We start from the raw sequence: 12,928 nt of genomic DNA on the forward strand, positions 1-12,928 counted from the left end.
AATTAAAGATTAGTCAAGAATTGCATCGTATCAATTCCATCGGCATAATCCCAAAGCGCCGGTTGCTGACTTTGGCCAAAACCAACTACCTGGTTATTCACCTGTAAATTTGCCGTGCTTACAATACACTGAATTTGTTCGCTTTGTTTGGCAAGCCAATCCTGCGCTGCAGCCAAATCCTGATATTCTTCGTAAAACAAAACCGCCAGGGGCGATACCATACGCTCATCTACTTTCACCAGCAAAAAGCCGTTATCGAGGTGCTTATCGCCGTTTACCAGGTATATAGCCTTGTTATAATCGTAGTTGTTATGGAATTTATGGTGGTTGCCAATAGGGTGGTAAATTTCTATAGCTTCAAAAAACGGTATAAAGTCATAACCTTCAGGAACCAACAGTTTCGATACATTGCGGCATCCCAGGCCATAATAATCAAATATATCTTTACCTAACAAGTGCAATTGTTCCGTCGTTTCCTCGCCGGTTAGTACGGCCACGCTGTTACGGTTTTTACGGATGATGTTGGGCACCTTGCTAAAATAATAGTCGAAATAACGGGAACTGTTATTGCTGCCGGTGGCTATTACCGCATCAAAACCTTCTAACCGTTCTATAAATTGGTAGCGGTTTGCAATTTCGGGTTCTATATCAATCAGTAATTGCAGCACATGCTTAATTAAGCGGGCGTCTTGTGTTGATGCTTTAATGAGGGCAATGTTTCCGCTTACTAAAACGCTAAGCACATCATGAAAACCAACCATCGGGATATTGCCTGCCAGTATTAAACCCACCCTTTTAGGGGCGTGATTGGGTAGGTCATACTTATCCAGCCACTTCGTTAAGTTCTCTTCTGTAAGCGAAAGGCCGGTTGCCGTTACCGCCTGTTGCACACTTTCGGGTGTAAACCAGGCATTATAATTGCTTTCGCCTTGTATAAGTTGTTGCAGTGTTGGGCTTGGATTGAGTAAACGGTGGCCTAACTCAGCTATTATTTGGATTAAATATGATTTACTTAAAACTGACATATATACAGTAGGGAAGTGGAAACCTATAAAGGTTTTTTTTGTTATATTTGCAAGCTTCTTACAAAGGCGCAAAGTTAATCAGAATATAATACAATAGAGATACAGATATATGGCAATTATAATTACAGACGAATGTATTAATTGCGGAGCATGTGAGCCCGAATGCCCCAATAACGCTATTTACGATGCCGGCGCTGCCTGGCGTTTTTCGGATGGTACTGAATTAAAGGGAATTATTGATTTTGGTGATGGCAATACTTTAAATGCCGACGAGTCACAAGCCGCAATTTCCGATGATATTTATTACATCGTTCCCGATAAATGTACCGAGTGTGTAGGCTTTCATGATGAGCCGCAGTGCGCTGCCGTTTGCCCGGTAGATTGCTGTGTAGACGATGAGAACGTACGCGAAACCAAAGAAGAGTTGATAGCCAAGAAAGAATGGCTGCACATGGAAGGGTAATCCTTTCTATTGGTATAAAAAATTTATAAAGGGATGCGTGAGCGTCCCTTTTTTGTTTTACTTAAGTAATTATAACTTAGTAGCATGGAATACGGCATTAGCACATTAGCAATTATACCCCTTAGGGCCGAACCGCGTGAAAGTGGTGAAATGGTTTCGCAGTTGCTTTTTGGTGAAACTTATGAAATTACGGAGTGGCAGGAAAAGTGGATAAAGGTTAAAACTACCTATGATAAATACGAAGGGTGGATTAGTAATGTACAGGTTTCTGCTTTAAATGAAGAAGATTATTTGACTATACAGGAAGATAAACGGACCTTAACTACCCAGCCTGTGACATTGGTTAATAAGCAAGCCGATAATAGCCTGCTCTATTTACCGGCTGGCAGTACTTTGCCTTTTTATGAAAATGGCAGCAGCTGGATCAACAATGATGTGTTTGGTTTGAATGATGCCGGTGAACCTGCAAGCGATCTTATTGCAACAGCTAAAACTTATTTAAACACGCCTTATTTATGGGGTGGCCGCACGCATTTCGGTATCGACTGTTCGGGTTTTGCACAAACGGTGTTTAAGCAGCATGGCATCACAATAAACAGAGATGCAAGCCAGCAGGCAGAGCAAGGTGAGGTGGTAGATTTTTTACCCGCGGCAAAACCGGGCGATCTGGCGTTTTTCGATAATGCCGAAGGCCGCATTATTCATGTAGGTATTATGCTCAATAATGAGCAGATTATACATGCATCGGGCAAAGTAAAAATAGACCATATTGATGGCCAGGGTATTTATTCGGAAGAGTTTAAAAAGCATACACATCAACTGCGGATCATTAAGCGGTATATGTAATGATCCGCAGTTGTGTGATAATATTTAAGCTTTCATAAAGCCTCTTATTCCTAATTCTAATCCCCTTAATTCGGCTAAACCTCTTAAACGGCCAATAGCCGAGTAGCCCGGGTTAGTTTTTTTATGCAGATCGTCGAGCATTTTGTGGCCGTGATCGGGGCGGAAAGGCATGCGCAGGTGTTTTTCACCTGCAGCTTTGCGGCGTTCCTGTTCGGCTACTAAAGCTTTCATTACCGCAAACATATCTACATCACCATCTAAATGGTCAGCTTCGTGAAAGTTGCCTAATTCATCGCGCTTGGTAGCGCGAAGGTGAATAAAGTGAATGCGGTGGCCTAAACGTTCAACCATGCCAGCCAGATCATTATCGGCACGTACGCCGAACGAACCCGTGCAATAGGTTAGGCCATTATGGTAACTATCTACCGCTTTGTACAGATCATGAATATCGGCTTCGGTACTTACCACGCGCGGCAAACCTAAAATAGGGTACGGCGGGTCATCAGGGTGAATGCACATCAATACGCCGGCTTGCTCTGCCGAAGGGATCACCTGCTCTAAGAAGTAATAAAGGTTAGCTTTTAATGCATCATCGTTCACATGATTATAAGAAGCCAGGATCTCTAAAAATTGCTCAACCGTATAACCTTCTTCCGAACCTGGTAAACCGGCTATAATGTTTTTAATCAGCAGTTTCTTGTCCTCGTCCGTCATCCCTGCCAAGTAGGCTTTGGCAACCTCTTTTTGTTGAGCGGTATAGGTTTCCTCAGCACCCGGACGGTTTAGTAAGTACAGCTCGAACGCGGCAAAGGCGGTTACATCAAAACGCAGAGCCGTTGAGCCATCGGGCAGTTGGTAATCCAGGTCGGTGCGGGTCCAATCCAATATGGGCATAAAGTTGTAGCACACAATATCTATTCCGCATTCGCCTAAATTTAAAAGTGTTTGCTTATAGTTTTCAATATACCCGGCATAATTTCCTGTGCGTTTCTTTATATCTTCATGCACGGGTACGCTTTCCACAACAGACCAGGTTAAGCCGGCTTCTGCAATAATAGCCTGTCTTTTTTTGATCTCTTCCATCGGCCAAACTTGCCCGTTAGCAATATGATGCAGGGCCGAAACCACGCCTGTAGCACCGGCCTGCCTAACATCAGCTAACGAAACCGGATCGTTAGGACCGTACCAGCGCCATGTTTGTTCTAAACTCATTATTTTGTATATAGGTTAGTAAATTATTTACCCGCTAAATTTAAGAATACAGTTGATAATCCGGGCGATTTTACGCTTAAAATACTTTTTACTTTTTGAGTGTCAATCTTAATAATAGCCCGGCCATTGTAAGCCTGCATTTTTCGCCATCCGTTGGAGGTACCCAAATCGTTCAGCATCAGTCCATCACCTTGTAAACCGAAGTTAATCCAGTTGGCAGGATCCAAACATGGTATATTGTTGCTATCTACCAGTTTGACTTGTGCGGTAATCAAACCAGTTTTTTTCCTCTGTTTGTTCTAAGATAACCTCGGCCGTTTTGCCCCATTTTTGTGTTTGGTAAGCCTGGGTAATTTCAGTGGTAATAAATGACTTCTCTTTTTTAGCGACGACCTTAATCGTGTTGTTACTCTCGTTTAAAACAACTTTCCAGCGTAAACCCGCGGCTGGAAAATCCTGGCTATTACGCTTTTTTATGCCGTAGCTTTTGCCGTTCACTAATAGTTCGGCCTGCTTGCATTTTGAGTAGACTATAATCTCTTTTTCTTCGCCCACGTTGCCCCACCTTACCGGCCAGTTGTGACCTGGTTTTACCTGTTTTGCAGCTATTGTAAATTGGTTTCGGTATGCACCAAATGAGTTTTATAAAAACAGGCACTGCTTACCAATAGCATGAGCATGCCCGGTAAATTTTTTTCATCATGTGTATGGGTATGTATAATTGGTGATGTAAATATAAGCTATGAACCAGCTACTTAGCCTAAAAAAGCTGGATTAGTTGTAAATTTTTGACTTACAAAACCAATATTTTAAGCGGTTGCCGTACTGTAATAACACCCTATTCTCTCACACATGCAATTCAACCGTATTATTTAAAAAATGTGAGCTTAACAGGGCAGCTTTAATGGGATGAGGTTAGAATTTATAAAAAAATGACGGTTGCGTTAAACTTGAGTTATTTAACGAATGGTTAGTGCGTTTTGAAACGATCATCGTGAATATTGATAATTAGCTGGTGAGTTATTGTAGTTTTTTAAAGAAATTTAAAGTTTTATCTACTTAATAAAATAATACAGAACTTTTATAACCCGTTTTTACTATCTTAATGCGCAATAATAAGCTTTATGGCAAAACCAGCAACCGAAACATTAAAGCGCACATTAAAGCCCATACACCTTTGGGCCATAGCCGTAGGCCTCGTCATATCCGGTGAGTATTTTGGCTGGAACTACGGCTGGGGTGTTGCAGGCACGGTTGGCTTTTTAATAGCCACGCTCCTGGTCACGTTAATGTATATTACCTTCATTTTCAGCTATACAGAGCTAACTACCTCTATACCGCATGCAGGTGGGGCCTTTGCTTATGCCTACCGTGCTATGGGCCCTTTCGGCGGCCTGGTGGCTGGTTATGCCACACTGATAGATTTTTTATTAGCTACCCCGGCAATTGCCTTTGCATTAGGAAGTTATCTTCATTTTTTATATCCGGCTATTCCGGTATTACAGTCGGCATTATTTTTTAACGTAGTGTTTATATTTATTAATATACTGGGTATCAGGGAGTCGGCTGCATTTTCTGTATTTATTACCATACTGGCCGTCGCCGAATTACTACTGTTTATGGGGATCGTCGGTACTCATTTTAAGGCAGATAACTTTATGGCTAACCCCATGCCTTTCGGGTGGCCGGGCATCTTTGCCGCACTACCTTATGCCATTTGGTTTTACCTGGCAATTGAGGGTGTGGCCATGGTGGCAGAGGAGGTGAAAGAGCCATCTAAAAATATCCCTGTAGGCTATATATCGGGCTTGGCTACATTAGCATTTTTGGCCCTTGGGGTTATGATATTAACTGGCGGTATAACCGACTGGCGCAAGCTCAGCAACCTCGATTATCCTCTTCCTGAAGCTATTTCAGTAGTTTTAGGTAGGCATAATAGTTTCACTAAGCTATTTGCAAGCATTGGTTTATTCGGGTTGGTGGCTTCGTTTCATGGTACAATACTGGCCTCGTCGAGGCAGGTATTTGCTATGGCCAGGAGTGGGTATTTACCACGTGGTTTAGCCCGAATTAATCATCGGTTTAAAACGCCTCATTGGTCGGTTATGGCAGGTGGTTTGGTAAGCTTTATGGCATTATATACCGGTACTACCAGCCAGGTTATTGTGCTATCGGTATTAGGAGCAGTGTTAATGTATATAATGAGCATGGTAAGTTTGTTTATATTAAGACTAAAAGAACCTCAACTGATCCGGCCTTTCCGAGCACCATTTTACCCTGTTTTTCCGGCTATAGCCTTAATAATGTCGCTTATATGTTTAATAGCCATTGTTTGGTATAACCTGTGGGTAAGCGGTATTTTCATTTTAGGATTAGCTGTTGCTACAGCACTATTTGTAATTACTGGCCGGCATCGCACTCCAATTATGGGTGACACCATGCTCGAAAAGTCTGGCGTAATTTTAACAGAATAACTATGGCCTATCAGTACACTATAGGGCATAAAGTTTACCGGTTCAACGATCTGAAAGATCTGTTGGCCAAAGCTTCTCCTTTTCGTACTGGAGATGCATTGGCTGGTATTGCTGCCGAAAGTTATGAAGAACGCGTAGCTGCGCAGATCACCCTGGCCAATGTTCCGCTGAAAAATTTTCTGGAAGAAGCCGTAATTCCGTATGAGGATGATGATGTTACGCGGTTGATCATAGACAGTCATGATGTGAATGCTTTTCAAACTATTAGCCATTTAACTGTTGGCGAACTGCGCGATTGGCTGCTCACCGAGGAGGTGGATAACTATCAATTACAACTTTTACAACCGGGCCTTACGCCCGAAATGGTTGCCGCCGTATCCAAACTAATGCGAAACCAGGATTTGATAACCGTTACGCAAAAGTGTGAGGTGGTTACTAAATTTCGTAATACCATTGGCTTAAAAGGGCGGTTTTCTACCCGTTTGCAGCCCAACCATCCAACCGACGATCCTAAAGGTATAGCTGCCAGTATGATAGACGGTTTGCTGTATGCCAGTGGTGATGCCGTAATAGGTATTAATCCGGCTACCGATAGCCCGGCCGCGGTAATGAATTTGCTGAACCTTATTGACAGCGTTAGGCAGCAGTTTGAAATTCCAACCCAATCTTGTGTGCTGAGCCATATTACCACTACATTGCACCTCATTAACCGCGGCGCTCCGGTCGATCTTTGCTTTCAATCTATTGCTGGTACACAAAAAGCTAATGCCAGCTTTGGTATTAATCTGTCGTTATTAGATGAAGCGTACGAGGCTACCTTATCATTAAACCGGGGAACCATAGGGCAAAATGTAATGTATTTTGAAACCGGGCAGGGTAGTTGTTTATCGGCAAATGCACATCACGGGGTGGACCAGCAAACATGTGAGGTACGTGCCTATGCGGTTGCGCGCAAATATACGCCCCTTTTAGTAAATACTGTAGTAGGGTTCATTGGCCCCGAATATTTATACGACGGTAAGCAAATTATCCGCGCAGCGCTCGAAGATCATTTTTGCGGCAAATTATTAGGGTTACCCATGGGGGTAGATGTTTGCTACACCAACCATGCCGAGGCCGACCAGGATGATATGGATAACCTGTTAACCCTGCTGGGCGTAGCCGGGTGTAACTTTATAATGGGTGTGCCAGGGTCTGATGATATTATGCTCAACTACCAGTCTACATCTTTTCATGATGCTTTATATGTGCGTAAAGTACTGGGCTTAAAACCCGCACCCGAGTTTGAACAATGGCTTATTAAACAAGGTATTACCGATGAAATGGGCAAGCTAACCCAAACCCGTATGACAAATTGGTTGGTAGATCACTTATTTTAAAACATGAATAAACCAGCAATTAATAATCATGATTTGTTAGCAAGTTTGAAAGCATTTACCGCCGCCCGTATAGCACTGGGCAGAGTGGGTAACAGTATTCCTTTAAATCAATCGCTGCAATTAAAACTGGCCCATGCGCATGCACGGGATGCTATCTATTCGGAATTTAACGTTGATGGCTTGATTGAAGGGTTGCAACACCACGATCTCCCCATCTTTAGAGTACATAGCAATGCCGAAAGCCGCGAGCAATACCTGCAAAGGCCCGATATGGGGAGGCAACTACATGAGGCATCGGCGCAAACGCTGTACGTACATGCCGCGCCTTGTGATATTTGCATTATAGTAGCTGACGGATTGTCGGCCCATGCTGTTAACACCAATGCTATACCGCTCATTAATGCTTTAATGATTTTGTTTAAAGGGCTGAAATATAGCTTGTCGCCTCTTATACTGGCCAGCCAATCACGAGTGGCCCTGGCCGATCCGGTTGCCTATGCTTTACAAGCTAAACTATCCATCATACTTATTGGCGAGAGGCCAGGTTTAAGTTCGGCAGATAGTGTGGGGGCTTATCTTACCTATAACCCTAAGCCGGGCTTAACAGACGAATCGCGCAATTGTGTATCTAACATCCGGCCGGCCGGATTAAGTTTTGATATAGCTGCGCAAAAGATTTTTTACCTGGTGCAGGAAGCTTTTAAACGAAGGCTTTCGGGCGTAAATTTAAAGGATAATGCAGGTTTACTTAACGGGTAATAAATGTTCTTTAATTTATATTACCGATTCTGTTTTAAAACCCTTTTAATGCTTTGCTTCAATTGCTTATTTTGTTATATCATATACCGGCTACCTGCAATGCATTCCATATTAATGTAATCATCCAAAAAATACAGTTTCAACCGGTTGCTCCGCCTAATTTCTTCGCCGAGGCAAGGAATTCCGGTCTGTAATGGCTTGTTTCCTGGGGTCAACTATATCCACATCTTCGGGGGAGGGTACGTTGCGCATGTCCAGATTGTCTTTGTACTGCCATTTACCTTTCAAGAGTTTGTATCCGTCGTAGGTAAGATCGGGACCGTAGGTTTCCTGTTGCAGTTTCATTTTATCATCGGGTGGCGACAAGTGATCGAATACAATTAAGCTTTGTTCGGGCACATATCTTAACAACATGGAGGCCTGGCGGTTATATTCAAATATGACCCGGTTACGTATTTTTTTATTGCCGCTCAATACCGGCATACCAAATACGGGCTGTCCATTTTTAAAGGACAATACTTCAATAACTTTTTTGGTAGATTTAACGGTGTGGCCTTTCCAGCCTAATAAAACATAATAGGGGGAAGGGCCGCTTACAACAGGAATGATTTTGTAATATTGAGCACCATACCATTTACGGTTAGTGTTAACCGAATCTTCGGGGTTTTTTAACAGGGGCGAATAATCTTCGAGCGGGAAAAGCTGCAATTTGCCACCGGTGTTCATTTGTAGGGTGCCGTAAAAGCGGTAACTTCCGTCCTCGTTCATTACAAACCAGGTAAACACACGGAATTTATTATCGGGCGACCGCATAATGCTAATGGTCTTTAACGAATCGAAATTATAGGCATAAGAATTAGGTACTTGCAAGGCTTTAACTAAAGTGCGAATGAAGGTATAGTTGGCGTTTTTGCGTTCCAGGTCGTTTTCATTGTTGACAATTTGTTTACCCAGCTTTATCAAACTATCCTGCATGGGGCGTAACTTATTTAGCTGATCGGGTGTGTTAAAACCTTGGGCATTAGCTATCCCGAAAGGGCAGGTAACAAAAAGTATAATGAGTAGGAGTGTTATTTTCATGCAGCTATTGAACGTATATAACATATACTCTCTTTGTTTAATTAAGTTTAAGCGTAGCAAATTATTTATCAGCCAGAGCTTGTTGAAAACTTGTAAGCTTTTTAAGTATTTAATAAACTCAAACCTTGACCATAACACGGATCTCCACTTAAATAGTTTAAACAATTTAAATTATTCAGGGAAAACGTTCATCGGGTTTATTGTTGCAATTTACAGTATAATTGCAACAATTAGCTATCGTGCAAAAATCGCACTATATTTGATATAACACTATTAATGGCAAAATTTAGTATTTCACGTCAGCGGGCAGTATTACGCAAATATGCGGTTGCAGTAAAGTTTTTAATGATACTGCTCAGCGTATTTCTCATTATTTTAGCGCTACCCAAGCAAACTAAATTCAGGTACGAATTTGAAAAAGGTCGTATATGGAATCAAAAAGACCTGGTTGCACCCTATAACTTTGCCATTTTAAAAACCAGCGCCGAACTTGAACGAGACCAAGAAGCGGTATTGCAAAATGTTGCGCCCATATACCAGCTTAACGAAAACGTACAACCGCAGCAAATAGAAGGGTATATAAACGATTTTAACCTGAAATGGCCCAATTCAGGCCTTCCCGAAAAGCAGCGCCTGCATTATTTAGATGTTGGAAGGGTACTACTCAACCGGGTTTATGGCACCGGCCTTATTACCTTGGGTATAAAAAATCAACCCGATACCGATAATTACAATATTACAGTAGCTAACAAAAATACGGCGACCACCAAAAACACATCGGGCCTGTACACTAAAGAAAAAGCCCTGGCCTACTTTGAGCAGGAACTCACGCTGCAAAACCTCAATAAAGCCTACCTGTTGGATCTTTTGCAAAATAGGCTGCAAAACAATCTGCTTTATGATGATAAATTAACCAATCGTTTAAAAAGCAGTGCCCTCGAAAACATATCGGCTACAGAAGGTATGGTGCAAAAAGACGAGGTGATTATTACTAAAGGAGCCGTTATTAACGATGAGGTTTACCAAAAGCTACTTTCGTACAAAAAGTATTTTGAAGACAGCGCCCGGGTGAACGGTAACCGCAGGCTGGTATTTTTCGGTCAGTTTTTGCTGGTTGGCCTCACCGTAACACTGTTGATTGTGTTTTTACAGATGTTCAGGAAAGATATTTACCAGGATAATCGTTTGGTAGGACTCATATTGCTCGTAATAACCGCTATGCTTGCCACGCTGAGCTGGGCAATACACATTCAGTTGCCTAACCTTTATTACATACCTTACTGTATAGTACCTATCATCATCCGTATTTTATTCGATACCCGGCTGGCGCTTAATATTCATTTGCTGGTGATATTAATTGCCGGATTTTATGTACCCAACAGCTTCGAGTTTGCTTTTTATGAAATTACGGCGGGTATGGTGTCTATCTACAGCATCAAAAATTTACTAAGGCGGGGGCAATTCTTAACATCGGCATTATTAATTACAATTACTTACCTGGTTACTTTTTTAGGGATTTCGTTTATACGCGAAGGGGATATATATAATATAGAATGGGCCGAATTTTTTCCGTTTGTAGTAAGTGTGATGCTTACTCTGCTGGCTTATCCTATGATCTACGCCTTTGAGAAGGTGTTCCTCATCACCTCCGATCTTACCCTCATAGAGCTTACTAACACCAATGCTACCCTGCTGCGCGAAATGGCCTTCAAAGCACCAGGCACATTTCAGCACTCGTTGCAGGTAGCTAACCTGGCCGAGAACGCCATATTTAGTATAGGCGGTAACGCTTTATTGGTTAGGGCAGGGGCACTTTACCACGATATTGGTAAAATGGAGAACCCGCTGTATTTTATAGAGAACCAAACGGCAGGCTTTAACCCGCACGATAAGCTGCCTTATGAAGAAAGCGCGCAGATCATCATTCGGCATGTACGTAAGGGGGTGGAACTTGCCGAGAAAGCCAACCTGCCCAATGAGGTCATCAACTTTATCCGTACCCACCACGGCAATACACGGGTCGATTATTTTTACCAGTCGTTTTTGAAAAATTTCCCCGAAAAATTCATCGACGAAAACATTTTCCGCTACCCAGGACCTATCCCTTTCAGTAAAGAAACGGGTGTTTTAATGCTGGCCGACTCGGTTGAAGCTGCTTCTCGCTCCATTAAAGAACCCGATGCGCAGTCCATCAGCGACCTGGTAGACCGTATTGTAAATTACAAACTCAGCCAGAACCAATTGAAAGACAGTGATATTACATTGAAAGATTTGGAAACTATTAAACAGATATTTAAGCGCATGCTGATGAGCATTTACCACGTAAGGATAGATTATTAAATTACTTGAATTTATTTTTTGACGGCTTACTTGAATTGCTATATTTGCAATCCCAAACGGGGACGTATGTTAATAAATATTGGTGAGGTGCCTGAGAGGCCGAAAGGATCAGTTTGCTAAACTGACGTACGGGAAACTGTACCGAGGGTTCGAATCCCTCCCTCACCGCTGATACTCTTTTCAATATTTGCAAAAAGCCTCTAAATTAAAGATTTAGAGGCTTTTTTATGTTGGGACATAATCAAAATATATAAGGATACGTTTGATTAACATCAAATTGAAAATTATTTTGAACGGAAAAATTGCGGGATGTATCAGTAAAGTGGTTATGGGCTACATCCTCATGGAAAGCTCAGGTCAGTAGGGCATCCGGTAACAAGGAGGATGTAAGGAACTCAACATTACCTGGACATTTTGCAAGCTATAAACAAAGTATATGGTAACTGATTTTACTGAGCTTTTTTCTGAAAGCTGGTTGCCGGTTTGTATTTATCGGGCATTTGGTGCCCGAGTCAATTATATACTGTTCTAATTTATTAATTGCCAGGCTGGGCAGCAGGAACTCGTAATAGCAAATACTGATATTGAGTTGCTTATTTTAGGAAAGTGCGGTAAAGCTTTTTATCATATCGCTTTTAAACAATGTCTCGATCTTAAAGTTCCGTAAGGGTACAAATAATTATTGCTATCGGGGCATTTGCTATAATGTGAGCTTTACCAAAAACAGTTAGTTTAGCGTATGTGCATCATTAATAATTTGCAACCATGGCAAATTTAACGGTTTTAGGAGAAAGTAATTCAAGGATAAAAATATATCTTGGAAATATATCATTCGCAACATTCTTGTTACCAAATAGAAAACACGTAAAAACTTCTCACCTTTAGGCATTAAATGAGTTAAAAACACATCGTGCATCAGTTAAAAACATATAAACTTATCCTTTCAATAGCGGCAATGTTGTTTCTTGCCAAGCCATTCCTGGGTTTTAGTGTGTATGAACAACTGCAGGAAAAAGCACCAGAAAATACCCTGCTTGTCAAAGTGTTTGCCAAGCGCAAACCGGAATTTATGGAGGAAGCAATCACAAAATCTATAGTTTTTCGGGCTATGTTGAAAGAAAATGCCGATAAGTTTATTTTAACTATCGGTGCATTACTTTTAAAACTGTTTCCCTTACTTTGCATATACAATAACAATACCTTCGGCCAGTATAATGGCCGGAAAAAACAAGATTTAACGTCTACCGATCCTATCTATCTGCTTACCTGCAGGCTTACCATTTGAGGTAATAAAATCGTCCGTTCCCCTCGGATCAAGATTTTTTAAGTGCAGCTATCCGTTGTGCCCTT

General features: G+C 41.8%; 12 protein-coding genes and 1 tRNA gene. 8 read left to right on the forward strand and 5 right to left on the reverse strand.

The window, feature by feature from the left end:
• Positions 1 to 2 precede the first annotated feature (2 nt).
• Positions 3 to 1,025: an acyl-CoA reductase gene (locus ACFQ3S_RS07300; RefSeq protein WP_377162814.1), complete on the reverse strand. Its 1,023-nt coding sequence runs from the start codon at positions 1,023 to 1,025 to the stop codon at positions 3 to 5.
• A gap of 109 nt (positions 1,026 to 1,134) precedes the next feature.
• Here ACFQ3S_RS07300 and ACFQ3S_RS07305 point away from each other — a divergent pair, with 109 nt between their 5' ends.
• Positions 1,135 to 1,488, forward strand: coding sequence for a 4Fe-4S dicluster domain-containing protein (locus tag ACFQ3S_RS07305; RefSeq protein WP_377162816.1), 354 nt, complete (start codon positions 1,135 to 1,137; stop codon positions 1,486 to 1,488).
• A gap of 84 nt (positions 1,489 to 1,572) precedes the next feature.
• Positions 1,573 to 2,334: a C40 family peptidase gene (locus ACFQ3S_RS07310; RefSeq protein ID WP_377162818.1), complete on the forward strand. Its 762-nt coding sequence runs from the start codon at positions 1,573 to 1,575 to the stop codon at positions 2,332 to 2,334.
• Between the two features lie 24 nt (positions 2,335 to 2,358).
• Here ACFQ3S_RS07310 and uxuA read toward each other — a convergent pair whose 3' ends face one another.
• The 3 genes from uxuA to ACFQ3S_RS07325 are packed head-to-tail and all read right to left on the reverse strand — an operon-like array spanning position 2,359 to position 4,101.
• Entirely contained in the window at positions 2,359 to 3,546 is a 1,188-nt protein-coding gene (gene uxuA, locus ACFQ3S_RS07315; RefSeq protein ID WP_377162820.1) for a mannonate dehydratase, read from the reverse strand.
• Positions 3,547 to 3,569: 23 nt separating this feature from the next.
• Positions 3,570 to 3,821, reverse strand: coding sequence for a hypothetical protein (locus ACFQ3S_RS07320; protein WP_377162822.1), 252 nt, complete (start codon positions 3,819 to 3,821; stop codon positions 3,570 to 3,572).
• Positions 3,790 to 4,101, reverse strand: coding sequence for a DUF4982 domain-containing protein (locus ACFQ3S_RS07325; RefSeq protein ID WP_377162824.1), 312 nt, complete (start codon positions 4,099 to 4,101; stop codon positions 3,790 to 3,792). Before ACFQ3S_RS07325 ends, ACFQ3S_RS07320 begins: the two co-directional genes overlap by 32 nt.
• Positions 4,102 to 4,670: 569 nt before the next feature.
• On the opposite strand from ACFQ3S_RS07325, the gene eat reads away from it, so the two are divergent.
• Genes eat through eutC form a run of 3 tightly spaced genes read left to right on the forward strand, consistent with a single transcriptional unit; the run spans position 4,671 to position 8,158 of the window.
• Entirely contained in the window at positions 4,671 to 6,020 is a 1,350-nt protein-coding gene (gene eat / locus ACFQ3S_RS07330; RefSeq protein ID WP_377162826.1) for an ethanolamine permease, read from the forward strand.
• A gap of 2 nt (positions 6,021 to 6,022) precedes the next feature.
• A complete protein-coding gene (locus tag ACFQ3S_RS07335; RefSeq protein WP_377162828.1) occupies positions 6,023 to 7,399 on the forward strand; it encodes an ethanolamine ammonia-lyase subunit EutB in 1,377 nt (458 codons plus the stop codon).
• Positions 7,400 to 7,402: 3 nt separating this feature from the next.
• Positions 7,403 to 8,158, forward strand: coding sequence for an ethanolamine ammonia-lyase subunit EutC (gene eutC / locus ACFQ3S_RS07340; protein WP_377162830.1), 756 nt, complete (start codon positions 7,403 to 7,405; stop codon positions 8,156 to 8,158).
• Between the two features lie 156 nt (positions 8,159 to 8,314).
• On the opposite strand, the gene ACFQ3S_RS07345 is transcribed toward eutC, so the two are convergent.
• Positions 8,315 to 9,238: a hypothetical protein gene (locus tag ACFQ3S_RS07345; protein WP_377162832.1), complete on the reverse strand. Its 924-nt coding sequence runs from the start codon at positions 9,236 to 9,238 to the stop codon at positions 8,315 to 8,317.
• Between the two features lie 276 nt (positions 9,239 to 9,514).
• Here ACFQ3S_RS07345 and ACFQ3S_RS07350 point away from each other — a divergent pair, with 276 nt between their 5' ends.
• From ACFQ3S_RS07350 to ACFQ3S_RS07360, 3 genes are all read left to right on the forward strand, one after another.
• A complete protein-coding gene (locus ACFQ3S_RS07350) occupies positions 9,515 to 11,578 on the forward strand; it encodes an HD family phosphohydrolase (RefSeq protein ID WP_377162834.1) in 2,064 nt (687 codons plus the stop codon).
• Positions 11,579 to 11,659: 81 nt separating this feature from the next.
• Positions 11,660 to 11,746, forward strand: a tRNA-Ser gene (locus ACFQ3S_RS07355).
• Positions 11,747 to 12,533: 787 nt separating this feature from the next.
• Entirely contained in the window at positions 12,534 to 12,863 is a 330-nt protein-coding gene (locus ACFQ3S_RS07360) for a hypothetical protein (RefSeq protein ID WP_377162836.1), read from the forward strand.
• The last annotated feature ends 65 nt before the right edge of the window (positions 12,864 to 12,928 follow it).

The sequence above is a fragment of the Mucilaginibacter terrae genome, from assembly GCF_042679325.1.
Lineage (GTDB): Bacteria > Bacteroidota > Bacteroidia > Sphingobacteriales > Sphingobacteriaceae > Mucilaginibacter > Mucilaginibacter terrae.

Coding starts and splice junctions, on each gene's coding strand:
- eutC (WP_377162830.1), top strand. CDS start 7,403: ATGAATAAACCAGCAATTAATAATCATGATTTGTTAGCAAGTTTGAAA.
- ACFQ3S_RS07300 (WP_377162814.1), bottom strand. CDS start 1,025: ATGTCAGTTTTAAGTAAATCATATTTAATCCAAATAATAGCTGAGTTA.
- ACFQ3S_RS07335 (WP_377162828.1), top strand. CDS start 6,023: ATGGCCTATCAGTACACTATAGGGCATAAAGTTTACCGGTTCAACGAT.
- uxuA (WP_377162820.1), bottom strand. CDS start 3,546: ATGAGTTTAGAACAAACATGGCGCTGGTACGGTCCTAACGATCCGGTT.
- ACFQ3S_RS07310 (WP_377162818.1), top strand. CDS start 1,573: ATGGAATACGGCATTAGCACATTAGCAATTATACCCCTTAGGGCCGAA.
- eat (WP_377162826.1), top strand. CDS start 4,671: ATGGCAAAACCAGCAACCGAAACATTAAAGCGCACATTAAAGCCCATA.
- ACFQ3S_RS07360 (WP_377162836.1), top strand. CDS start 12,534: ATGTTGTTTCTTGCCAAGCCATTCCTGGGTTTTAGTGTGTATGAACAA.
- ACFQ3S_RS07350 (WP_377162834.1), top strand. CDS start 9,515: ATGGCAAAATTTAGTATTTCACGTCAGCGGGCAGTATTACGCAAATAT.
- ACFQ3S_RS07345 (WP_377162832.1), bottom strand. CDS start 9,238: ATGAAAATAACACTCCTACTCATTATACTTTTTGTTACCTGCCCTTTC.
- ACFQ3S_RS07305 (WP_377162816.1), top strand. CDS start 1,135: ATGGCAATTATAATTACAGACGAATGTATTAATTGCGGAGCATGTGAG.